The sequence below is a fragment of the Agarivorans aestuarii genome, from assembly GCF_019670125.1.
In the GTDB taxonomy this organism is placed as follows: Bacteria; Pseudomonadota; Gammaproteobacteria; order Enterobacterales; family Celerinatantimonadaceae; genus Agarivorans; species Agarivorans aestuarii.
Window position 1 is genome coordinate 4,430,001 of the sequence record NZ_AP023033.1, and the last position, 21,003, is coordinate 4,451,003.

General features: G+C 45.8%; 23 protein-coding genes (1 of these 23 cut by a window edge). 7 read left to right on the plus strand and 16 right to left on the minus strand.

The genetic code is table 11. The features are described from left to right. Positions 1-101: the 3' portion of a gamma carbonic anhydrase family protein gene (locus K5609_RS20455; RefSeq protein WP_016400037.1), read on the plus strand. Its footprint begins 436 nt before the window's first position; 101 of the gene's 537 nt are visible here — the last part of the coding sequence; the start codon falls outside the window, past its left edge; it ends in the stop codon at positions 99-101. Here the strand turns inward: K5609_RS20455 and K5609_RS20460 are convergent. Continuing rightward, positions 98-358, minus strand: coding sequence for a DUF1488 family protein (locus tag K5609_RS20460; RefSeq protein WP_016400038.1), 261 nt, complete (start codon positions 356-358; stop codon positions 98-100). The two genes, K5609_RS20455 and K5609_RS20460, sit on opposite strands and share 4 nt — an antisense overlap. A gap of 93 nt (positions 359-451) precedes the next feature. On the opposite strand from K5609_RS20460, the gene K5609_RS20465 reads away from it, so the two are divergent. Further along, positions 452-898, plus strand: coding sequence for a GNAT family N-acetyltransferase (locus K5609_RS20465; protein WP_221075234.1), 447 nt, complete (start codon positions 452-454; stop codon positions 896-898). On the opposite strand, the gene aroE is transcribed toward K5609_RS20465, so the two are convergent. The 6 genes from aroE to znuC form a co-directional block, all read right to left on the minus strand. Then, complete coding sequence (aroE, locus tag K5609_RS20470; RefSeq protein WP_221075235.1) at positions 888-1,706, minus strand: shikimate dehydrogenase; 819 nt, start codon at positions 1,704-1,706, stop codon at positions 888-890. The genes K5609_RS20465 and aroE overlap by 11 nt on opposite strands. Before the next feature lie 99 nt (positions 1,707-1,805). Then, on the minus strand, positions 1,806-2,186 hold the full coding sequence (locus K5609_RS20475) for a MaoP family protein (RefSeq protein WP_016400041.1): 381 nt from the start codon (positions 2,184-2,186) through the stop codon (positions 1,806-1,808). A gap of 119 nt (positions 2,187-2,305) precedes the next feature. Then, positions 2,306-3,244 (minus strand): oxygen-dependent coproporphyrinogen oxidase, encoded by a 939-nt coding sequence (hemF, locus tag K5609_RS20480; protein WP_221075236.1) that lies wholly within the window; start codon positions 3,242-3,244, stop codon positions 2,306-2,308. Between the two features lie 19 nt (positions 3,245-3,263). Continuing rightward, positions 3,264-3,839, minus strand: coding sequence for an L-threonylcarbamoyladenylate synthase type 1 TsaC (tsaC, locus tag K5609_RS20485; RefSeq protein WP_221075237.1), 576 nt, complete (start codon positions 3,837-3,839; stop codon positions 3,264-3,266). Next, on the minus strand, positions 3,839-4,627 hold the full coding sequence (gene znuB / locus K5609_RS20490; protein WP_221075238.1) for a zinc ABC transporter permease subunit ZnuB: 789 nt from the start codon (positions 4,625-4,627) through the stop codon (positions 3,839-3,841). The genes tsaC and znuB overlap by 1 nt, the downstream gene beginning before the upstream one ends. Before the next feature lie 3 nt (positions 4,628-4,630). After that, a complete protein-coding gene (gene znuC / locus K5609_RS20495) occupies positions 4,631-5,386 on the minus strand; it encodes a zinc ABC transporter ATP-binding protein ZnuC (protein ID WP_221075239.1) in 756 nt (251 codons plus the stop codon). A 118-nt stretch (positions 5,387-5,504) separates the two neighbouring features. Here znuC and znuA point away from each other — a divergent pair, with 118 nt between their 5' ends. Further along, complete coding sequence (gene znuA, locus K5609_RS20500) at positions 5,505-6,383, plus strand: zinc ABC transporter substrate-binding protein ZnuA (RefSeq protein WP_221075240.1); 879 nt, start codon at positions 5,505-5,507, stop codon at positions 6,381-6,383. 28 nt (positions 6,384-6,411) lie between these two features. Here the strand turns inward: znuA and hemN are convergent, their stop codons facing one another. From hemN to K5609_RS20525, 5 genes are all read right to left on the minus strand, one after another. Beyond that, positions 6,412-7,785, minus strand: a complete 1,374-nt coding sequence (gene hemN, locus K5609_RS20505; protein WP_221075241.1) for an oxygen-independent coproporphyrinogen III oxidase — start codon at positions 7,783-7,785, stop codon at positions 6,412-6,414. A gap of 12 nt (positions 7,786-7,797) precedes the next feature. Continuing rightward, the gene (locus K5609_RS20510; protein ID WP_246612011.1) at positions 7,798-8,244 is read right to left on the minus strand and encodes a DUF2489 domain-containing protein; all 447 of its coding nucleotides are present in this window, start codon (positions 8,242-8,244) and stop codon (positions 7,798-7,800) included. 5 nt (positions 8,245-8,249) lie between these two features. Continuing rightward, positions 8,250-8,777, minus strand: a complete 528-nt coding sequence (gene yihI / locus K5609_RS20515; protein ID WP_221075243.1) for a Der GTPase-activating protein YihI — start codon at positions 8,775-8,777, stop codon at positions 8,250-8,252. Next, positions 8,770-9,414 (minus strand): methyltransferase domain-containing protein, encoded by a 645-nt coding sequence (locus K5609_RS20520; protein WP_221075244.1) that lies wholly within the window; start codon positions 9,412-9,414, stop codon positions 8,770-8,772. Before K5609_RS20520 ends, yihI begins: the two co-directional genes overlap by 8 nt. A 109-nt stretch (positions 9,415-9,523) precedes the next feature. Then, positions 9,524-10,141 carry a c-type cytochrome gene (locus K5609_RS20525; protein ID WP_221075245.1) on the minus strand — a complete coding sequence of 206 codons (618 nt, stop codon included), beginning with the start codon at positions 10,139-10,141 and terminating at the stop codon, positions 9,524-9,526. Positions 10,142-10,278: 137 nt separating this feature from the next. Between K5609_RS20525 and yihA the strand changes: the two genes are divergently transcribed. Both yihA and K5609_RS20535 read left to right on the plus strand, forming a co-directional pair. Beyond that, positions 10,279-10,914: a ribosome biogenesis GTP-binding protein YihA/YsxC gene (gene yihA / locus K5609_RS20530; protein WP_425514842.1), complete on the plus strand. Its 636-nt coding sequence runs from the start codon at positions 10,279-10,281 to the stop codon at positions 10,912-10,914. A 257-nt stretch (positions 10,915-11,171) separates the two neighbouring features. Continuing rightward, complete coding sequence (locus K5609_RS20535; protein WP_221075247.1) at positions 11,172-12,242, plus strand: glycoside hydrolase family 43 protein; 1,071 nt, start codon at positions 11,172-11,174, stop codon at positions 12,240-12,242. Between the two features lie 745 nt (positions 12,243-12,987). Here the strand turns inward: K5609_RS20535 and polA are convergent. The 4 genes from polA to recQ all read right to left on the minus strand — a co-directional run bounded on the left by polA (position 12,988) and on the right by recQ (position 19,667). Continuing rightward, positions 12,988-15,747 carry a DNA polymerase I gene (polA, locus tag K5609_RS20540; protein ID WP_221075248.1) on the minus strand — a complete coding sequence of 920 codons (2,760 nt, stop codon included), beginning with the start codon at positions 15,745-15,747 and terminating at the stop codon, positions 12,988-12,990. 387 nt (positions 15,748-16,134) lie between these two features. After that, complete coding sequence (locus tag K5609_RS20545; RefSeq protein WP_221075249.1) at positions 16,135-16,443, minus strand: DUF3630 family protein; 309 nt, start codon at positions 16,441-16,443, stop codon at positions 16,135-16,137. Further along, on the minus strand, positions 16,431-17,852 hold the full coding sequence (locus K5609_RS20550) for a protein adenylyltransferase SelO (protein ID WP_221075250.1): 1,422 nt from the start codon (positions 17,850-17,852) through the stop codon (positions 16,431-16,433). Before K5609_RS20550 ends, K5609_RS20545 begins: the two co-directional genes overlap by 13 nt. Positions 17,853-17,879: 27 nt before the next feature. Further along, complete coding sequence (recQ, locus tag K5609_RS20555; protein ID WP_221075251.1) at positions 17,880-19,667, minus strand: DNA helicase RecQ; 1,788 nt, start codon at positions 19,665-19,667, stop codon at positions 17,880-17,882. 140 nt (positions 19,668-19,807) lie between these two features. Between recQ and K5609_RS20560 the strand changes: the two genes are divergently transcribed. After that, positions 19,808-20,272: a thioesterase family protein gene (locus K5609_RS20560; RefSeq protein ID WP_221075252.1), complete on the plus strand. Its 465-nt coding sequence runs from the start codon at positions 19,808-19,810 to the stop codon at positions 20,270-20,272. 122 nt (positions 20,273-20,394) lie between these two features. After that, positions 20,395-20,991: an AbiTii domain-containing protein gene (locus K5609_RS20565; protein ID WP_221075253.1), complete on the plus strand. Its 597-nt coding sequence runs from the start codon at positions 20,395-20,397 to the stop codon at positions 20,989-20,991. Positions 20,992-21,003 lie beyond the last annotated feature (12 nt).

Here is a 21,003-nt window from a genome sequence, read left to right on the forward strand (position 1 = left end):
AACAAGCTCGTCCTTTGAATGAGAAAGAGAAAGCCTTTTTAAGCGAATCGGCCGACAACTACGTGCGCCTGAAACAAAAGTACCTAGAAGAACAGGCTTAAACAATAATTTCGCCATTAGGCTCGAAGTCTTCCTGCTGTAGCTTTTGCTCTAGAAGTTCTTCGATATCAAATTGAACACTGTGATAAGCCTCGAGCATTTTATCGTCGTTAGTTAGCGGTAGTCCCACCAAATGCTCGAGGGTAGATTTACGAACAGCACATTGCACTCGCGCACCCATTACCTGAGCGCTAAATTCAACACACTGATTAACAGCCTGCCAACGTTGATCGTCACTAATTATAATGGCTTGATTCATAATTTATTTACTCCGGCAACGGACTAGTTGTTTTTTCTGCGCGCTGTTCTTAAAGTGTTGCCATTGAACCGACAAACTGCAAGTGAAAATTAGATGATAACATGGCAATGCTTGGCCTTTAATCAACTTAATACCCTACAGCTTTATCAAATGATGATGCTGCGCGAAGAAGTGTTTGTTGTTGAACAAAACTGCCCCTATCAAGACGCCGATGGAAAAGACTTGCAGGCGGAGCATGTAATGGCCTATCAAGATGGCGAACTAGTAGCTTATGCGCGCATCTATACTAGTGAGCCATTAAGTGCCCATATTGGTAGAGTTGTCACCAAAGCCAGCGCAAGAGGTACGGGGCTAGGGCAACAACTTATGCAACAAGCTATAAGCCAATGCCAACAACACTGGCCCAACGCCACCATTCACATTTCTGCGCAACGCTATCTGGAAGATTTCTATCAAGGCCTTGGTTTTGTTATCTGCAGCGAGCCCTACCTTGAAGACAACATTCCACACATAGGAATGGAGATAAGGCCTAACGACTAAGGTTGCGGCGTAATTCGCGTAACACCTGACGAAAACCAGGACGAATCCCTCGCCAAACAGTGAAACTTTCGGCGGCTTGACCCACCAGCATGCCTAAACCATCAACCACTTTTGTTGCTCCTTGCTCTGCAGCCCAAGCATTAAAGGCGGTTACATCGGCTGAGTAGGTCATGTCATAACATCGAGTGGCGGCTTGAATTAACTCTGCCTTTAATGGCGGAAGCTGCCCCTTGAGGCCTGCCGAAGTAGAGTTAATGATGATATCAAACTGACCTGACAAGTCTTCGAATGAATTACTAGAGACCTTACCAAACTCACTAAAGCGCTCGGCAAGCGCTTCGGCTTTAGCCACCGTGCGGTTAACAATTACCAGCTCGCTAATTTGCTCATCTAATAAAGGACGGATTACCCCGCGCGCAGCACCGCCCGCACCTAACAGCAATACTCGCAATTCTTTCAGTTCGCCGAAGTTGGCAATTAAATCTGCAACTAACCCAGCGCCGTCGGTATTGTCGCCAAGAATAATACCGTCATCGGTTAACTTTAGCGTGTTCACCGCTCCAGCTAATAAAGCCCGCTCGGTATGTTGCTGTGCAGCTTGGAAAGCTTGCTCTTTAAATGGCGCAGTAACATTGCAGCCCTTCCCGCCTTCTTGCCAAAATTTAGCAAGAGCGTCTGCAAAGCCGTCTTCTGCTGGTTCAATGGCGGTATAACTTAACTGCTGCTGGGTTTGGCGAGCAAACAAAGTATGAATGAAAGGAGACTTCGACTGGCTAATTGGGTTGCCAAATACTGCGTATAAATCCATTAGGTGCGCTACTAAAACAAATAATAACGCACCTTAACAAGGCTTTAAGAAAAAGCCAAAGTACAAAGTTGAAAAATTAACCCTGTAACGACGCAATAATTAATCTTCGTCGTCAATCTCGGGACCATCGACCTCTTCAACATCGTCATCATCGCTGTTAGCGGCTGTTTCGGTCACACTGGCTTTAGGCGGATTACTCACTAAACCATGAAATGCTTTGCGGCCAGTAAGCTTTTTATATTTAAGCCAGACCTTCTGCTCGGCGGTTTCGGGCTCGGCATCGCCACGGCATACCGATACAAAGTGAGATTCAATATCATCCACGGGCTCGCGGATAGATTCATCAAGCTCTTTAAACGCGCTACCGCAGCGCTCAAGTAACTCGGCTTCTTTAATGGTGAATGCGCCGCTGCGAGAAAAGCCGCGGCGAAAGTTTTTATCATCTGCAAATCGGCGTTTTGCCGAAAACGATCCATTCATAGCTCAGACTCAACTAAAAAAAAAATCATCAAAAGTGGGGGACTTAAAACCCAACAGTTAAAATAATTAATCCATAGTCGGCATTCTTGCAAGAAAATAAGTCGGTTTTTTTACAGTGTTTAGCTCGCCATCTCTAACCAGTTTTGCGGAACCAAATAACGTTGATATAAACGCTCTTCTGGACTACCTGATTCTGGCTGCCAGTTATAACGCCACTTCACCAAGGGCGGTAAGGACATTAAGATGGATTCGGTACGACCACCCGATTGCAGGCCAAACAAGGTTCCGCGATCGTAAACCAAATTAAACTCAACATAGCGGCCACGACGATACAATTGAAAATCTCGTTGTTTCTCGCTAAACGGGCTGTCTTTACGTCGCTCTACAATCGGCAAATAGGCATTTAAGAAGCCCTCGCCAATAGCTTGAGTAAAGGCAAAACTCTGAGCAAAACCAGCTTCATTGAGATCATCAAAAAATAAGCCTCCTACACCCCGCGTTTCGTTACGATGCTTTAGGAAGAAATAACGATCACACCAAGCTTTATATTTCGGATAAACATCTTCACCAAAGGGTTGGCATAAATCAGCTGCAGTTTGATGCCACGAGATACAGTCTTCGTCAAAGCCGTAATACGGGGTTAAATCGAAACCGCCACCAAACCACCAAATTGGTTCTTCACCTTCTTTTTCTGCCACAAAGAAGCGCACGTTAGCATGTGAAGTAGGTACCATTGGATTGTTTGGGTGAATCACCAACGAGACGCCCATCGCTTCAAAGTGACGGCCTGCCAACTCGGGGCGCTGCGCGGTAGCGGAAGCTGGCATTTCTTTGCCACAAACGTGAGAGAAGTTGACTCCCGCTTGCTCAAATACCTTACCATTAGTAAGCACCCGAGTACGGCCTTCGCCAGTTAAGCCTTTATGCTCTGCTGGGTCACGCTGCCAATCATCATGCAAAAATGTTGCTGCGCCATCTTGTAATTCCAGTTGCTGACAGATGGATTGTTGTAGCGTGAGAAAGAATTGGCGAACGGCTTCGATATCAACGTCTTGCATAAGGCTTCCTGTATTCAATCTAGGCGCGGATCACTTGCCCAGTAAAAATGTCTTTTATTTGGCTAGTTTGTTTAGCGGCGCCCAACGCCCCGTCTAATGCCAACCCCAAACCCTGCAACTTAGCCGCTTGCTGCGCAGTTTCGGCCGGGGCTTCGCCACTGTAATTGGCCGAAGTAGACACAATTGGCTTACCTAAACCGGTACATAGCTTTGCAACAACAGGATGCTGAGTTAACCGCACCGCCACTGAGCTAAACTGCCCACTAATCCACTTTGGTGTTTTGGTAGATACTGGCACCAACCAGGTGGTTGGCCGCGCTTGAACACTCACTAACAGCTGCTGCTGTTCGGCAGATAACGCAGCATAGTCGATATAAGGCAATAAGTGCTCTAACTCAGAGGCGAGCAATATAAGCCCCTTTTCAACGGGCCGGCGTTTTATTGCCAGAATTCGTTCTACTGCCGCTTGCTTATCGGGGTCACAGCCAAGGCCGTAAACCGCTTCGGTTGGGTAGGCTAATACCAAGCCTTGCTTAAGTGTGGCAACGGCTTGCTCAATTGAATCACTTACTGGAGTAACTAAAGAGTCGGTCATTATTTTTGCACTTTAACTAAACTATGAACTAATAAAAACTGCAGCGCGGCACATACCACTACCGATGGCCCCGCAGGGGTATCTTGATACCAAGATAAACACAAACCAAGCACTACTGAGATCGCGCCAAAGGCGATAGCGAACAATGCCATTTGCTCGGGAGAGCGGCTTAAACGACGTGCCGTTGCAGCAGGAATTAACAACAGCGAACTAATAATTAATGCGCCAACTATTTTCATGGCTATTGCAATAACCACCGCCAATAATAGCAACAGCAGCGCACGCATCAAGCCCACGTTTACGCCTTCCACCTCGGCGATTTGCTCATTCACTGTGGCCGACAATAGCTTGTTCCACTGGCTCAGCAATAAACCAAGCACTAAAGCACCGCCGCCCCAAATCCACAATAAATCTTGTTGAGTTACCGCTAGTAAATCACCAAACAAATACGCCATTAGATCAATGCGTACATTGTCCATTAAAGCAACCACGACTAAACCTAAAGACAATGCCGAATGCGCCATAATCCCCAGTAAAGTATCACTGGCTAGCTGCTTGTAGCGTTGTAGCGATAACAAAATTATAGCCAGCATAACCCCGCTAAAGACCACCGCTATCACCGGGTTGATTTGCAACCATAAACCTAGCGCTACCCCTAATAACGAGGCATGCGCCAAGGTATCGCCAAAATAAGCTAAACGACGCCACACCATAAATGAGCCCAGCGGCCCCGCTAATACCGCAATACCTAAGCCTGCCAATAAAGCATTTACTAAAAAATCGTCCATGTGCTAGTTGTTCTCTTCAGTGCTTGGCTGATGATTGTGGTTATGGTCGTGATCGTCACAAACATGGTGATGGGTATAAACCGCAAGCTGTTGGCGTTCGTTTTGCGCAAAAAGCCGTGCGAATTCTGGATGTTGAGCCACGCTCTCGGGCTCCCCATGACAGCAAACATGGTGATTTAAACAAATTACATGATCGGTGCCCGCCATTACCAAGTGCAAATCGTGAGAGACCAACAGCACCCCGCACCCCATTTGCTGGGCGATATCAGCAATCAATTGATAAAGCTCTATCTGCCCAGAGATGTCGACTCCCTGCACGGGTTCGTCTAATACCAGCAGTTGCGGCTCACCCAACAAGGCCCGCGCCAACAATACTCGCTGCATTTCGCCGCCAGACAAACGCACCATTTGCCGCTTTAGCAAGCTATCAATACTAAGCTGGCGAATAACCTTAGTTAAACCTAGCTTAGAAGAATGCCTAGCTAGCTTAAGAAAACGCTCCACGGTGAGGGGGAACGATTCATCTAAACTGATTTTTTGCGGTACGTAACCAATACGTAATTTTGAAGCACGAGTAATATCACCGGAGTCTGCAGAAATAAGGCCCAAAATAACCTTAATCAAGGTGCTTTTACCGGCACCGTTAGGGCCAATTAATGTGGTGATTTGACCACGATTTAGCTCCAACGAAACATGGTCGAGAACCATGCGCTGGTCAAAGCTAACGCAAATATTGTTAAGCGAAAGTAAAGTGGTCAATCCTGCATCCTATAGATAACTAGCTGAATAAGCCCCAGTGGCGTTTACTAGGGCGCGCTATTCTACACTAGATGTTACACTATCGTATTATTTTACCAAATCACTCTCAAAATCTTGTATGCGTAACCTGCTTTTTGTTCTGATGTTCTTCGCTATACCAAGCTGGGCCACTAGCCCAAACATCTTAGTTAGTATTAAACCTTTGCAACTCATTGTTAGTAGCTTAAGTGAAGGTGAACTCAATGTTGATTACCTAGTAAGCCCCAACGTATCGCCGCACGATTATGCGCTGCGCCCATCGGATGTGCGTGCACTGCGTCAGGCCGATTTAGTTATTTGGGTAGGTGATGAACTAGAGCCATTCTTAAGTAAACCGCTTAGCCAAACCAGTGCCAGCCAACTAGCGCTGCTAGACATACCCCAGTTAGAACTCATTGATGGCGATGAAGGCCACGATCACCACCATGGCGACCACCACCATGAAGTAGACCCGCACATTTGGTTAGGCCCCAATGAAGCTAAGCTTATTGCCGCTGCAATTACCGAGCAGTTAATTGCTAAAATGCCCGAAGATAAAGCCAAATTAGAGCAGCAGCTTGAACGCTTTAATCAAGAGCTAGCAAAGGTAGTGAGTAGCATTAATCTGCAACTCCAAGCGGTTAAACAGCAAGGCTATTTTGTTTTTCACGATGGTTATAGTTATTTTGAACGCGAGTTTGGCTTAAATCGTTTAGGTGAATTTACCATTAACCCGCAGCGTCGTCCTGGCGCTAAAAGCTTGCTGAATATTCGCCAGCAGTTAGAGCAAGGCAAAGCCAAATGTATCTTTGCTGAACCCCAATTTGATGGTGCATTGCTAGAAAGCATTAGCCAACATAGCGGTGCGCAAATTAGCTTGCTCGACCCTCTAGGGATTAGCGTAAACAATGACAAAAACGGCTACTTTGAATTGCTGCAACAACTGGCCGACTCTTACCACGAGTGTTTAAGCCACTAACAAAAAGCGGAGCCTAAGCTCCGCACTGTTATATCACTCTTGAAAATTGCTGTCGCCGCGCTTGGCTTCTAAAGTACACATCAAAGCACATGCAAATGTTACGAATCAGCAAGCGTCCTTTGTTGGTAACCTGCAAGGCGTCGGCACTTAAACTAACTAGACCATCTTCAACAAAAGGTTTTAGCAGCTGCATATCTTCAGCAAAGTATTGCTGAAAATCTAAATCAAACTGCTGCTCTATATCTTTAAAACTCAGTTGAAAATTGCATATCAGGGTCTTAATCAATTCGCGGCGAATTAAATCATCTTGATTGAGTGCAATTCCCTTCCACTGCGCATGCCCCTGTTGGTCGATTTGCGCGTAGTAGGTTTTAAGATCTTTCTGGTTTTGGCTGTAAGCGTCACCCAACATCGAAATAGAAGACACCCCTAAACCCAGTAAATCGGCTTCGCCTTGGGTGGTGTAGCCCTGAAAGTTACGATGTAACTCACCCTTACTTTGAGCAATGGCAAGTTCATCATCAGGTTTGGCAAAATGATCCATGCCAATAAACTGATAGCCGTGAGTAGTTAAAAACTCGATGCTGTCACGCAAAATACCTAAGCGCTCGTCGCTGCTTGGCATAGCGCTTTCGTCTATTTTACGTTGCGCTGCAAAACGACTAGGTAGGTGGGCATAATTAAATACCGATAAACGGTCTGGATCTAAATCCAGCACGCGACTTAAGGTTTGTTGGAAACTCGCACGTGTTTGATGCGGAAGACCATAAATAAGGTCAATATTTACCGAATTAAAACCAACTTGCTTAGCGCGCTCTACCAAGGCAAAAATAAACGCTTCGTCTTGTTCGCGATTAACTGCCTGTTGCACTTGCTTGTTAAAATCTTGCACACCTAAGCTCAAGCGATTGAAGCCCAGTTCGGCCAAAAGGTTAATCGTAGAAAGTTCTATTTCGCGAGGGTCGACCTCAATGCTAACTTCGGCATTATCGGCAAATTCAAACTGGCTAAATAGCTGACTAGTTAAGCGCTTAAGCTGCTCTGGCTCTAGATAAGTTGGTGTACCGCCGCCCCAATGCATTTGACTTACTTTGCGCTGTTTAAAACGTGGCGCTTGCAGCTGAATTTCTTGTTCTAGGTAGTCTAAGTAAATGTCGGCCTTATGCTGATGACGGGTAATCACCTTGTTACAACCGCAGTAGTAACACAACTTATGGCAAAACGGGATGTGCACATACAGCGATAAATCACGTTCAGGAAACTTATCACAAGCAATGCCAAACTCTTGCTCACCAAAGTCTTCGTTAAACTCAAGGGCAGTGGGGTAAGAGGTGTAACGCGGGCCCGAGTAGTTATACTTCTCGATCAGTTGCTGATCCCAATCCACCATTGCTACTGACATTTACGTGCTCTCCTAGAGTGCGTTAGCACTGAGTTGTTCCAGTGCTTCGGCTTCTTGTAATATTTGTTTCTCTAAGGCTTTTTCTTCTGCTTCACGCTGCAGATCTTGGCGCATACGCTGCTGCAAAGGCAGTTTGTTGCGCGCCTCATGAGTGGGTAACTCTTTTACCGCATTATATAACTGAAAAACAGCAGGGTAGCGCTGCGCCCAATCAATTAGCTGCGGAGTTTGCAAAGCAATCAACAGATTGCTGATGCGGATCACACCCTCAGACAAACCACAACGGTCTTCCTGCATGGCTTTTGCAATGTAACGAATATCAGTTACCAAGTTTTGATTACGCTTAGCAACCGCGTTTTTAATCACTTTTTGTTGCCCCATTAAGCGCCCTACTAATAAGGCGGCATAAATGGCTAAGGCTGACACAATAATAACTGCGGCTACCGCTAACCAAACCATCAAGACTAATCCTTATATTGATCCAAGGAAGAACTATTTAATGAACGCCATAATTGCTCATCATCATCTAAAGCTTCCGCTTCTTCGGCTTCTTCTGACAAACCTAGTTCGGCTAGCAATTCAGCGTGACGTGCTAATTGTTTATCCACCCACTGCTGCTCTTGTTTGCTGATTTCACCGCCTTCATCTAACACGTCGATTAGGCTTTCAAGGCGAGTGTCGGCTTCTAGCATGGCCAACTCTTTTTCTGGAGTGAGTACAACTTTGGCTTTTGCTTTAGCGGGCTTAGTTGCAGGTTTAGCTGCTGGCTTGGCAACACCCAGCGCTACTGGCTCTTTACTACCATGACGCGGATCTTTTTTCTGGGCATTAGCGGCTTGCTGCTGCACCAACTCTGCTTCTTGCTGACGACTGCCAGAGGCTTTTCCCTTACCAATTTTTTTACGATCCGGCGCAGTAACACGTTTAGCTTTAAAGTCAGGGTCTTTACGCACCCCAATTAAGCCGCCTTTACGATTCTTTTTTCTAGACATTTTGTTTACCTCTGTGAAATAGCGCCACGTCGGGGCCAACTATCTCCAATCTCATCTGATAATGATTAGCTAACCAAGTAAAGGTTTTATCACTGTAAAACGCTACGTGGGTAGGATCATTTTTATAATGCCAATGGGGGAACACTTCTGTTCCCCAATGGCGTTTAGTCATTACGGCCAATAACCCCGTTTCAGCCACTAGGCCTGTTAACAGCTTCCAAGACTGAGCTGGGTGGTTAAAATGCTCCACCACTTCGCTGCTAGTGACCAAGCGATAAGTCTCGGTTAGGCGCTGCTCATCGGGGTAATATATTGGATCATAGTTCAGTAACTGATGCCCTGCTTGCGCCAACAATTCACACAGTGCAGGCCCAGGGCCACAGCCAAAATCTAAGCCAACAACCGGCTCTGTCAACTGGCCAATAACCGGCTCACTTAAACGCCGTAAAAAGTTTAAATAGCCTTGGTCTTGCGGGTCATTATTATGCAAGTCATATTGGGCTTTTTCAGCTTCAGTACTGAGTACATCGCCAGGGTCTACAAAGATCAAATCACATTCTGAACAATGCCAGTATTGGCAGCGTTTATTGCGATAAAAATCCTTGGATGATGTGGCACTACAGAGTGGACATTTCACCAATCAACACCTTGCCGTATTTTTTAGGGGCGCAAGTGTAACACTTAGAACTAAGATGGCGAATAATAAATCAAAAACAGCTGGGCAGCGGGCGCTGCCCAGATAAACCTTAGTGTAAGCCACCTAAGTACTGCGATAATATCTCGATATCTTTGTCGCTTAATTTGGCAGCAACATCTTGCATCATGCCGTTTAAGTCGTTAGCACGCTCGCCACTGCGGAACATTTCTAACTGCGACTTAATGTAACCCGCATACTGCGAAGAAACTCGCGGGAAACCAGCTAAGCTTTGGCCAACACCTCGTGGGCCATGACAGGCTGTACAAGCAGCAATGCCACGCTCTAAATCGCCACCCATATAAAGTTGCTGACCTGCTTCAACATATTCTGGGGCAGTGGTGTTAGGGCTCATCGCTTGGCCTGAGTAATAAGCGGCTAAATCTTCCATGTCTTGCTCAGACAATGGCATTGCCATACCGCCCATTACGGCGTTGTTACGTCCTTCGGTACCGCCGCTAATTGCGCCGGCTTTAAATTCTTTAAGCTGCTTAAGCAAATAACCAGCGTGTTGGCCTTCTAATTTAGGATAACCTGCAGCTTCGCCTTGCTCGTTATGACAAGCTTTACAAGTTGCAGCTTTTTGCTCTCCAGCAGCAGCATCTCCCTTTGCCCAAACCGGACTGGCAACACCCGCCATTAACATTAAAACTAAGGTAAGTTTTTTCATGACATTCCATTTATTAGTATTATTCCAAACCACACACTGGTGCCCGTGATACACTTAGCGAGTCCAGTAACGGCATTATTTTACACAATTTTGCCAAAAACGTAATGTATTACCCTAATTTCCTTGTGGAGCTCAACATAACCATGGCGCAATATCATTTTCAAAACACCCACTTCATAACCAGCGCGCCTAATATTCAGGCTATGCCTGAAGATAGTGGAATTGAAATCGCCTTTGCCGGACGCTCAAACGCGGGTAAGTCTAGTGCTTTAAATACCCTTACTCGTCAAAAAAGCTTAGCACGAACCAGTAAAACACCAGGTCGAACTCAATTAATTAACGTTTTTGAAATATCCGAAGGTTTTCGCCTAATTGACTTACCTGGCTACGGTTTTGCTCAAGTACCAGAAGAAGTTAAAAAGCAGTGGCAAAAGTCACTGTCTGAATACTTACAAGATCGCCAAAGCTTAAAAGGCATCGTGGTATTAATGGATATTCGCCATCCATTCAAAGATACCGATGCTGGTCTAATCCAATGGGCTGTAGATTGTGAACTGCCAGTACTCGCGCTTTTAACTAAATCAGACAAGTTAAAACAAGGTGCGCGTAAAACAGCGATTTTGAAGGGCCGTGAGACAGCCAAAGCATTTGGTGGCAATGTTCGAGTAGAAGCTTTTTCTTCTTTGAAAAAACAAGGTTTAGATTTACTGCAAAATACCCTTGTGGGATGGTTTGACCAACATTTAGAAAACTCACCAAGCGACGCTGAGTAATAGCGCTAAGCTCGCCACTGAGGCGAGCTCTCTCCTCATTACGCCCCTACCAATACTGCCACTACCCACCAGCATAAGATAAGGCCAATCATTTATTTCATAAGGTTTCATGAAATATCACGCTGCTTGTGCACTTGCTCATAGTTTTATAACAAATTGTGCTTGCGGGGTAGATTTTGCAATTGGGCTACCGAAGAACGTAAAACTTATCAAGTTTGAGATCGTTATACTGGCGAAAAACTTAATGAGGAAACACCATGAGCGTGAATGACGCAACCAAGGCTAGAGTAGAAGAGCCTCGCGAGATCAGTGATGCAGAAGCAGTAAGCTCCGTAGATAAAGCGCGCGCCAGTGAGCTAAAACCGATTAGTGGCGCCTTAGTGACGCATATGTATACCGCCGATCCTTCAGCCCATGTATTTAACGGCAAGCTTTACGTATATCCCTCTCACGATGTAGATAACGGCCAGCCACTAAATGACAACGGCGATCACTTTGACATGCGTGATTACCATGTTTTCTCATTAGACCGTCCTTTTGGCGTAGTCACCGACCATGGTAACGCGCTAGATGTAAAAGACGTGCCTTGGGCAGAGAAACAAATGTGGGCACCAGACGCTGCAGAAAAAGATGGCAAGTACTACTTATACTTCCCTGCGCGCAACTACGATGGCATTTTCCAAATTGGTGTCGCTGTGGGTGACCGCCCAGAAGGGCCATTTATCCCGCAAGCAGAAGCGATTAAAGGCAGCTTTAGTATCGACCCTGCGGTATTCAAAGACGAAGACGGTAGTCACTACATGTATTTTGGCGGTTTATGGGGTGGCCAATTACAAAACTGGCGCAACGGCGAGTTTGGTGAAGAGCAGTTCCCTGCCGACGACCAACCAGCGCTAAAACCCTTAGTGGCTAAAATGACCGACGACATGTTGGAGTTTGCTGAAACGCCGAAGGAAATCGAAATTGTCGATGAGAATGGCGATGTGCTACTAGCAGGTGACAACGAACGCCGCTATTTTGAAGGCCCATGGATGCACAAGCACAACGGCCGTTACTACTTCTCTTACTCTACAGGCGATACCCACAAAATTGCTTACGCGAGCAGTGATTCACCTTATGGACCGTTCCGCTATGAAGGCGTAATCTTAGAGCCAGTATTGGGTTGGACCACTCACCACTCAATTGTTAAGTACCAAGACAAGTGGTTCTTGTTCTACCACGACAGTACTTTGTCAGCCGGGCAAACCCACTTACGCAGCATTAAGATGGCCGTGCTAAACATTGACGACAACGGCAAGATTGAAGTGATTAAGCCTTACTACGAGTAAGCAAGTTATTAGCTAAATCCAAACGCCACTTTAACGTGGCGTTTTTCTATCCAGAGCCTAAACCAAAACCTCTCAGCACTAAACAGCAGGCAAAAAAAAGCCCCATCGTCCGATGAGGCATGTAAGAAAAGAAATTCTTAAAAACTGAAAGCACTATTCCAATTGCACTAATTATGACTCTCTGAAAATCGATTAGTTCACAAAATTTTCTAAAAATGTGCAATTTTCTTTCATGGAAGCTTTTGTTATTCATCCAGTCCTTAAGCCAACAGCAATCAAACACCATCAATCAATGGTATTTTGAATACAAAATTCCCAAATATCGTAATTTAGCAACCAAATATCAGAAAATAAGAAACAACAGCTAGAGCCCCCTCTTAGACAAGGAGCATAAATGAGTTTAAAAAATGAGAGAGAAGGCAGGCAATCACTGGCATTAAGACAAAAAAACGCCCCGATGGAAACCCATCGGGGCGGCAAAATAGCCTTTTTCAACTACGTGAAATAAAGGTCTGAAAGATAGAACATCTTACCTCTGTACCCTACAAGAGTTACTCTAGAGGATCATCGATGAAAAATAAAGCACTTTCTGTAAGGAAATTTCACTTTGGAGGTATACATTAGTTTTTAAATTACGCGAAAAGGTTTTCATAATTACCAAAATTCGCAAAACCTTGAAGCACAAAAAAAGGAGGCCATCGCCTCCTTTGCTATCTTCCACTGTTTTCTATTAGCGAATTGAGTACTAGTGGGCTTCGTCCCAGTTATTACCTATTCCAGATTCAGCAACTAATGGTAAATCTAGTGTCACAGCCTGTTCCATCAGCTCGGTAAGCTTTGGTACAATCTGCTCTAACTCACTTTCTAATACTTCAAATACCAGTTCATCGTGAACCTGCATCAACATCTTGCAGTGCTCGCTCGGTTGAGTATCAAGCCATTGGGCAACCGCAATCATCGCCTTTTTAATAATATCAGCGGCAGTGCCTTGCATTGGCGCATTCACCGCAGCTCGTTCGGCCGCTTTTTTGCGCATGCCATTGCGCGAGTTAATCTCTGGCAAATACAAGCGGCGGCCAAATAGGGTTTCTACATATCCGTGTTCTTGGCAAAAATCTCGAGTGCTGTCCATGTAGTCCAACACCGCAGGGTAGCGCTCAAAATAACGATTCATGTAGTTTTGCGCATCGGCTCGAGCAATGCCTAACTGCTTGGCTAAACCAAAGGCGCTCATGCCATAAATGAGGCCAAAGTTAATCGCCTTGGCACTGCGGCGCTCATCACCACTTACAGCCTCTAGCTCTTTACCAAATACTTCTGCAGCAGTGGCTTTATGAATGTCTTCTCCGGCAGCAAAGGCTTTTAGCAAACCAGCATCTTGAGAAAGATGCGCCATGATACGCAGCTCAATTTGTGAATAATCTATCGCGACCAGTTTGTAACCATCGGCAGGTACAAAAGCCTGACGTACTTTACGTCCTTCTTCATGGCGAATAGGAATATTTTGCAAGTTAGGATCGGTAGATGAGAAACGCCCCGTTGCTGTTACCGCTTGATGATAAGAGGTATGCACTCTGCCAGTGCTTGGTTCTACCATTTTAGGCAGTTTGTCGGTGTAAGTAGATTTTAGTTTAGACAGGCTTCGATATTCTAAAATCACTTTTGGCAAACTGTAATCTAACGCCAGCTCTTGCAGCACTTCCTCGGCAGTAGACGGCGCACCTTTAGGGGTTTTCTTAATAACTGGCAGTTCCATTTTTTCAAATAGAATGGTTTGTAATTGCTTAGGCGAGCCAAGGTTAAACGGTTCGCCAGCTAGCTCATGCGCTTGCTTCTCTAAACCGTCGATACGCTCGCCTAAAGACAAACTATGCTGCGCTAAGCGTTGGCTATCAATACGCACACCTTGACGCTCGGTTTGCGATAATACACTGACCAAAGGCAACTCGACTTCTTCGAACAAGCTTTTCAGCTTTGGCTCTTTCTCTAGCTTGGCCCACAGAGTTTGGTGTAAGCGTAAGGTAACGTCTGCATCTTCTGCTGCATAAGGTGCTGCTGTTTCAAGTTCAATTTGATTGAAGGTAAGCTGTTTAGCGCCTTTACCTGCGATGTCTTCAAACTTGATGGTTTTGTGTTGCAAGTACTGCAACGACAACGAGTCCATATCGTGGCGAGTAATGGTGCTATTGAGCACATACGACTCCAGCATGGTGTCGTACTTAATGCCTTTGAGCGCAATGTCGTAGCGAGCAAGCACACTAGCATCGTACTTAAGGTTTTGGCCAACTTTCGCTTTATTAGGATCTTCCAATAATGGTTTAAGCTGCGCTAATACCCAGTCACGCTCTAGTTGCTCAGGCGCATCTAAATAATCGTGAGCTACCGGTAAGTAAGCCGCTTTGCCTGCTTCAACGGCAAAAGATAAACCAACTAGCTCAGCTTGCATGTAGTTAAGCGAGGTGGTTTCGGTATCAATAGCGATAAGCTCAGCGCTATTTAGGCGTTCCAACCATTCTTCAAACTGCTGCTTAGTAAGAATAGTCTCGTACTCTCCTTTAAGCTCAACAGCAGGAGCAGCCACTTCGGCCTCAGCATTTGGTTCTGCTGCGGCGCTGTTATTTGATGGGCTAAGCGCTTCACTCAACCAGCGCTTAAATTCCAATTCACCAAATAGCTTAATCAGCGCATCTTTATCTTCTTCGGTCCGTAACATGTCATCCATGCTAAAGCCGACTTCAACATCGCATTTAATGGTGGCTAACAAATAAGATAAACGCGCATCTTCAGCGTGTTCACGTAGTTTCTTAGGCATGGTTTTAGAGCCGCGAAAGCCCAGCGGCGCCACTGCGTCTGGATCAGCTAGTAAGTCATCCACGCCACCAATGCCTTGCAACATGGCCAAAGCAGTTTTCTCGCCCACCCCTGGCAAGCCAGGAATGTTATCCACTTTGTCGCCCATTAGCGCTAAGTAATCGATAATAAGCTCTGGTGGTACACCAAACTTATCGATCACGCCGGCGCGATCCATCACCGTGTCGGTCATGGTATTGATCAAGGTGATGTTTTCATCCACCAGCTGCGCCATGTCTTTATCGCCAGTGCTAATTAACACGGCTTTATTTTCGGCCGAAGCTTGCTTGGCTAAGGTGCCAATAACGTCATCGGCTTCAACACCTTCAATAGCAACTAAAGGCAATCCCATGGCTTTAATCACCGCATGCAATGGCGCTATTTGGCTGCGCAAATCATCGGGCATGGAAGGGCGGTTGGCTTTATATTCTTTATATATGTCATCACGGAAGGTTTTACCCTTGGCATCAAACACCACCACAATATGCTCTGGCTTAAATTGCTTAAGTAAGCTGCGCAGCATGTTCACAACGCCATAAACAGCACCTGTGGCTTCGCCTTTAGAGTTAGTTAGATGTGGAGGAGCGTAGTAAGCGCGATATAGATAAGAAGAGCCGTCAACAAGCACTAAGGGTTGGTCGGGAAGGGTTGCCATTACCGTGATCCATCGTTCAGATTTTCATTGCGCTCGATGATGCCACAGCCACCCTAAATGCACCAGAGTTAAGCGTTATCGGCCGCAACAAATTGTGGATAACTCTGTTGACAAACAGCAGAAATTCTCTCGCGAAAAAATCACAAGCTAAATACAAAGCAACAAATAAGTTTTAATTCAATAACTTATAGATAAAGAAAGGCAAAAAATTGGAGTGGCAAACAGTTCCCTTATTGTGGAAAACATCATTCCATGACATTGCTTTTCGCGACCTAGCGGTGAATTAATAAACAACTCAACGCTGGCAGGTGGATTAATATAGAAGATAAGCCTGCGGGAAACCTTGTAATGGATCACATTTTAACCAGCCTAAAAATATAATTTTGTTTAGGTGAAATTGGCATGATTTAAGGCGGCCAATAATGGGGCATAACTGGTCTGAAAGTGCTCACTATTGGCGCACTCAAACCAAGCGCCTTGGCTTAGCGCATCATAACGAAACCACCACAGTTGCTGTTCGATATAAAAGCCTAATACCTGCCAATCGGCGCCCTGTTCAATAAACGCCTGTTGCCATTGCTGCTGTTGTACAAACTGTTTGGCACTGGCTAAAAACTGCGATTCAGAAAAGGCTTTGCTAATAGTGATCACAGCGTGCTCTGAAAGCACTTCTATCCCGCCGGCTAGCTGCTGCATGAGATCTCCAAACACTTACCCCAAGCTGGCGGTGGCTCAGAAAAATGCTGGGCATCGACTTGCTCAGTAAAGGGATTATTGAGTACTTGATGCAATTGGCGGAGCTGTGCATAACTTCCGTCTTCAGCTTGTTCTATCATTTGCTGGGCCAAGTAATTACGTAGTACATAGAAGGGCACATGTTGCTCAACGGTCAAAATACGCTGTTGTTCATCCAAACCATTTTGCTGGCTGCGCTCGGCATAGAGTTTTAGCCAGGCTTGCCAAGGCCCTGCTAGCTGTTTAGTTAAGCGGTCTATCGGTTGCGCCAAAGCGCGCATACTTTGCTGGTAATCGGCCTTTTGCTCAGCCATCACTTTAAGCAGTAAACCCACCAGCTGTTCATCACTGTCTTGCCACTGCTTGAAGCCAAGCTTATTCAACATAAAGCTTTGGTAATACTGGTTGATTTTTTGCTGGTAACGCAGCCACAAAGGTTCTGACTTGGCACTTGGCACAAAATCTGACAGTGCCTGAGCTAGCCGCTGTAGGTTCCAAAGCCCCACAGCGGGCTGCTGGTTAAAGGCATAACGTCCATAATGGTCGCTATGGTTACAAACGTGTCTAGGATTGTAGTCATCTAAAAATCCATAAGGGCCATAATCAATGGTTAAGCCCAAAATCGACATATTGTCGGTATTCATTACGCCATGACAAAAGCCTTCGGCCTGCCACTTAGCAATCATCAACGCGGTGCTATCCACTACTTGTTCTAACATAGCTAGCACCGGATTTTCGGCAGTTAAACAATCACTAAAATAATGGCTTAAGCAAAAGTCTACTAAGCGTTTTAATGGTTGAGTTTGTTGCTGGTAATACAGGTATTCAAAATGACCAAAACGAATATGGCTTGGCGCCATACGTAGCAGCATAGCTTCTTTTTCAAAGCGCTCACGCTGCACCAAGCCGCTACCCACCGTTAAGCTTAATGCGCGGGTTGTTGCAATGCCTAAAGCGGCCATGGCTTCGCTGGCTAAAAACTCTCGAATGCTGGAGCGAAGTACTGCTTTACCATCGCCTTGGCGAGAAAAAGGCGTTAAGCCGGAACCTTTTAATTGCAGTTCCCAATAGTCGCCCTGCGCGTTTTTTACTTCGCCAAGCAACAATGCTCGGCCGTCGCCCAATTGCGGGCTATAACCACCAAACTGATGGCCAGCGTACACCGTTGAGGCCGGTTGCATGCCATCAATCAACAGGCTGCCAGCGCTTAAGCCAAGAGCTTGCTCACCAGCCATAAACTCGCTGTCTAAGCCAATTAACTCAGCAGCTGCATGGCTATGCACCACTAACTCAGGATCTTTTAGCGGCGTTGGCTGCTGGTGATGGCACAGCTCGGGTAGCTCATTGGAAAAACGATTCACAAATTCCATCTGCGATCCTTAGTATAAGGCGGTTGCTTAACTCGCCTGATATTGGTCGATTAAGCCTAAAAACTGATAGCCGTAGCGTTCTAGTTTTTTCAAACCAACGCCACTTATCGCCAACATCTCGTGTTGAGTCTGCGGCACTTGCTGAGCCATTTCTATTAATGTGGCGTCGTTAAACACCACAAACGGCGGCACTGATTCTTCATCGGCTAAACGCTTTCTTAAATTACGTAGCAAGGCAAACAATCGTTTATCGTAAACCCCATAACTGGTGGTTTTTTTACTTTGCTTGGTTGTGTTTAAGCGCGGCACCGCCAGCGATAAGGGCTGTTCACCTTTTAAAAATGGCCGTGCAGCCTCAGTTAATTGCAATACCGAACTACGGGCTATGTTTTGCTGTAATAAGCCTAGGTGAATAAGCTGGCGTAATACACTCATCCAGTGCTCATGGCTGGCACTTTTACCAATCCCATGAGTAGACAGCTTATCATGGCCTTGTTCTAAAATGCGTTGGCCCATGCTGCCTCGCAGCACTTCAATAACATAACCTATACCAAAGCGCTGACCTAAGCGATAAACACAAGACAAGGCTTTTTGAGCATCTTGCAAGCCGTCATACTGCTTGGGCGGGTCTAAACACACATCACAGTTGCCGCAAGGCTTGGATAGGTATTCGCCAAAATAGTTAAGCAATACCTGACGACGACAAGTTTGCGCCTCGGCAAAGGCGACAATGGCATTAAACTTATGACTCTCTACTTGGCGTTGTTGCTCATTTTCGTTTTCATCAATCATTCGCCTTACCCAGTTGGCATCGGCGGGATCATACAAAAACACCGCTTCTGCCTCGGTACCATCGCGGCCAGCACGGCCGGTTTCTTGGTAATAGGCTTCAATGTTGCGAGGGATATCATAGTGAAAAACATAGCGTACATTGGGTTTATCAATGCCCATCCCAAAGGCAACCGTGGCAACCACTACTTCAACTTCATCACGTTGAAACTGTTCTTGCACTAATTGGCGCTGTTCGATGGGTAAACCAGCATGATAAGCAGCACTGCGAATACCTTCGGCGCTGAGTTTTAGGGCTAGCTCCTCTACCCGCTTACGGCTGCTGCAGTAAACAATGCCGCTATCTTCCTTACGGCGTTTTACATAATCGCTAAGCTGCTGCCAGGGGCGATATTTTTCCTGCAAGGTGTAGCGAATATTCGGTCGGTCAAAACTTGATACTAGAGTGAAGGCATCAGGCAAACCAAGCCGCTGCAATATGTCTTGTCGAGTAGTGTCATCAGCGGTAGCCGTTAGGGCCACCAAAGGCACCGAAGGGAAGTTCTGTTTTAAGCAGCCAAGGGCATTATATTCTGGTCGAAAATCGTGACCCCACTGGGATATACAATGAGCTTCATCAATCGCAAACATCGCCAAAGGCATGGCTTGCAGTCGCTCAATTAAATCACCATTAATTAAGCGCTCTGGAGAAATGTATAACAGTTTAAGCTCGCCCTGCTGCAAGCTTCGATAGATTTGAAACTGCTGCTCTCGCTCAAGGCTAGAATTTAAATATGCTGCATTTACGCCATTGTGTTGCAGGCTATCTACTTGGTCTTTCATCAAGGAGATAAGCGGAGATACCACCACCGTTAAACCCGGCTTTACCAAAGCGGGAATTTGATAACATAGCGACTTGCCGCCACCGGTTGGCATAATTGCTAAACAGTCTTTGTTGTCTAATAGCCGCTCAATCACCGCCGCTTGCCCAGTTCTAAACTCGGCAAAACCAAATACATCTTGTAAAACTTGCTGGGCGCGTTGCATTAAGGCTCGAGATCCAAAAACAGTGAGTGGCTAATCGGTCGCACATTGTAATCAAGCTGCAGCGGCTTGTCTTGGTTTGCCTTTATTCTTTTCTCGCTATACAGTATTTAAACAAGCGTTTAATTTTGTATGGATACAGCATGACGAGCCCAAGACAACAAAAATGGCGCCAAGCCATTGCCGACACCTTCATTAATCAAATGCCGTTTAATCAACTACTTGGCATTGAGTTAGTGGATTACAGCGCAACTGGGGTTAAGTTAAAGCTGCCCATGGATCCCAAATTAGTAGGTAATCCCATTCATGGCATATTGCACGGCGGTGCTACTGCAACCATTTTAGATGTCGCTGGGGGCATGACCGCCGCCGCAGCGGCAGTAAAACGTTTGGAAAACCTATCTAGTAAAGAGCTGTCTGCGCGCATCTCTAAAACCGGCACCATTGATCTGCGCATCGACTACCTGCGTCCGGGCATTGGTGAAGTGTTTTACGCCTCTGCCGAGATAATCCGCTCCGGCAATAAGGTTACCGTTGCACGTATGGAACTACACAATCAAGAAGGCACCCACATTGCCTTTGGCACGGGTACTTACTTAGTGGGTTAGTGCAGCAAACTTGCCATCAAAAAAGGAGTTTTTGTCGAAATATCAACTCAATGTTGATGGTTTCCACTCAGTTAGGGCTATACTAAATTAGGACATCGACTGCGGCACAGGCTAGTAAAATAATGAGCACCACTTACAGCTCCTCTTTGTTAATCAATACTTTAAATAGCGTGTTACTAGAAGTAAAAAAGATTAATGCCGACTTACAGCTAGAAGACTTGGACCAATGGCTAGATCATGAGCTAGAAGGTTATGGCGATTTTGCCCACTTCCCCGACTACCGCATTGTTGAATGTAAGCAGCTAGGAATATTTGAAAAACCAGAGCAAGACTTACAGCATTTCGAACAAATCCATGATGATTGCCTAAACGAGCGCGACCGCTGTCTATTGCGTTACCTGCATATTCAGCAACCCTTAGGAGCATGTTTAAATACTCAGGATGAGATTCAGCGCCCTTGGCCAATGCGCATTTTATCTAGCTACGCTAAAGACATCATTCCCGGTTACAGCTGTGTTCGTGCTTGGCAAAGCTATCACGAGCCATTAAACGAGCGCTTTGTGCATGGCGTATTAGGACACCTCCTCCACCTTTTGCTAGAAGCGCAGAATAGTCAAAGTAAGGCCATTATTCAGAAAATCGACACCTTGTGCCAAGCCGAACCGCAGTTACATAAGGTATGGAACAAGCTTTATTGCGAAGCCGCTTCGGAGGTATAATTCGCTGACAAA

Bases quoted from the DNA above. Each gene is read 5' to 3' on its own strand.
- K5609_RS20510 (WP_246612011.1), bottom strand. From the start codon at position 8,244: ATGGTTTGGTTAGCGGTAGCCGCAGTTATTATTGTGTCAGCCTTAGCC.
- K5609_RS20550 (WP_221075250.1), bottom strand. From the start codon at position 17,852: ATGGAATTTGTGAATCGTTTTTCCAATGAGCTACCCGAGCTGTGCCAT.
- hemN (WP_221075241.1), bottom strand. From the start codon at position 7,785: ATGTCAGTAGCAATGGTGGATTGGGATCAGCAACTGATCGAGAAGTAT.
- yihI (WP_221075243.1), bottom strand. From the start codon at position 8,777: ATGTCTAGAAAAAAGAATCGTAAAGGCGGCTTAATTGGGGTGCGTAAA.
- K5609_RS20565 (WP_221075253.1), top strand. From the start codon at position 20,395: ATGAGCACCACTTACAGCTCCTCTTTGTTAATCAATACTTTAAATAGC.
- K5609_RS20475 (WP_016400041.1), bottom strand. From the start codon at position 2,186: ATGAATGGATCGTTTTCGGCAAAACGCCGATTTGCAGATGATAAAAAC.
- polA (WP_221075248.1), bottom strand. From the start codon at position 15,747: ATGGCAACCCTTCCCGACCAACCCTTAGTGCTTGTTGACGGCTCTTCT.
- tsaC (WP_221075237.1), bottom strand. From the start codon at position 3,839: ATGACCGACTCTTTAGTTACTCCAGTAAGTGATTCAATTGAGCAAGCC.
- znuA (WP_221075240.1), top strand. From the start codon at position 5,505: ATGCGTAACCTGCTTTTTGTTCTGATGTTCTTCGCTATACCAAGCTGG.
- hemF (WP_221075236.1), bottom strand. From the start codon at position 3,244: ATGCAAGACGTTGATATCGAAGCCGTTCGCCAATTCTTTCTCACGCTA.
- K5609_RS20560 (WP_221075252.1), top strand. From the start codon at position 19,808: ATGACGAGCCCAAGACAACAAAAATGGCGCCAAGCCATTGCCGACACC.
- aroE (WP_221075235.1), bottom strand. From the start codon at position 1,706: ATGGATTTATACGCAGTATTTGGCAACCCAATTAGCCAGTCGAAGTCT.
- K5609_RS20460 (WP_016400038.1), bottom strand. From the start codon at position 358: ATGAATCAAGCCATTATAATTAGTGACGATCAACGTTGGCAGGCTGTT.
- K5609_RS20535 (WP_221075247.1), top strand. From the start codon at position 11,172: ATGAGCGTGAATGACGCAACCAAGGCTAGAGTAGAAGAGCCTCGCGAG.
- znuB (WP_221075238.1), bottom strand. From the start codon at position 4,627: ATGGACGATTTTTTAGTAAATGCTTTATTGGCAGGCTTAGGTATTGCG.
- K5609_RS20525 (WP_221075245.1), bottom strand. From the start codon at position 10,141: ATGAAAAAACTTACCTTAGTTTTAATGTTAATGGCGGGTGTTGCCAGT.
- recQ (WP_221075251.1), bottom strand. From the start codon at position 19,667: ATGCAACGCGCCCAGCAAGTTTTACAAGATGTATTTGGTTTTGCCGAG.
- K5609_RS20545 (WP_221075249.1), bottom strand. From the start codon at position 16,443: ATGCAGCAGCTAGCCGGCGGGATAGAAGTGCTTTCAGAGCACGCTGTG.
- K5609_RS20465 (WP_221075234.1), top strand. From the start codon at position 452: ATGATAACATGGCAATGCTTGGCCTTTAATCAACTTAATACCCTACAG.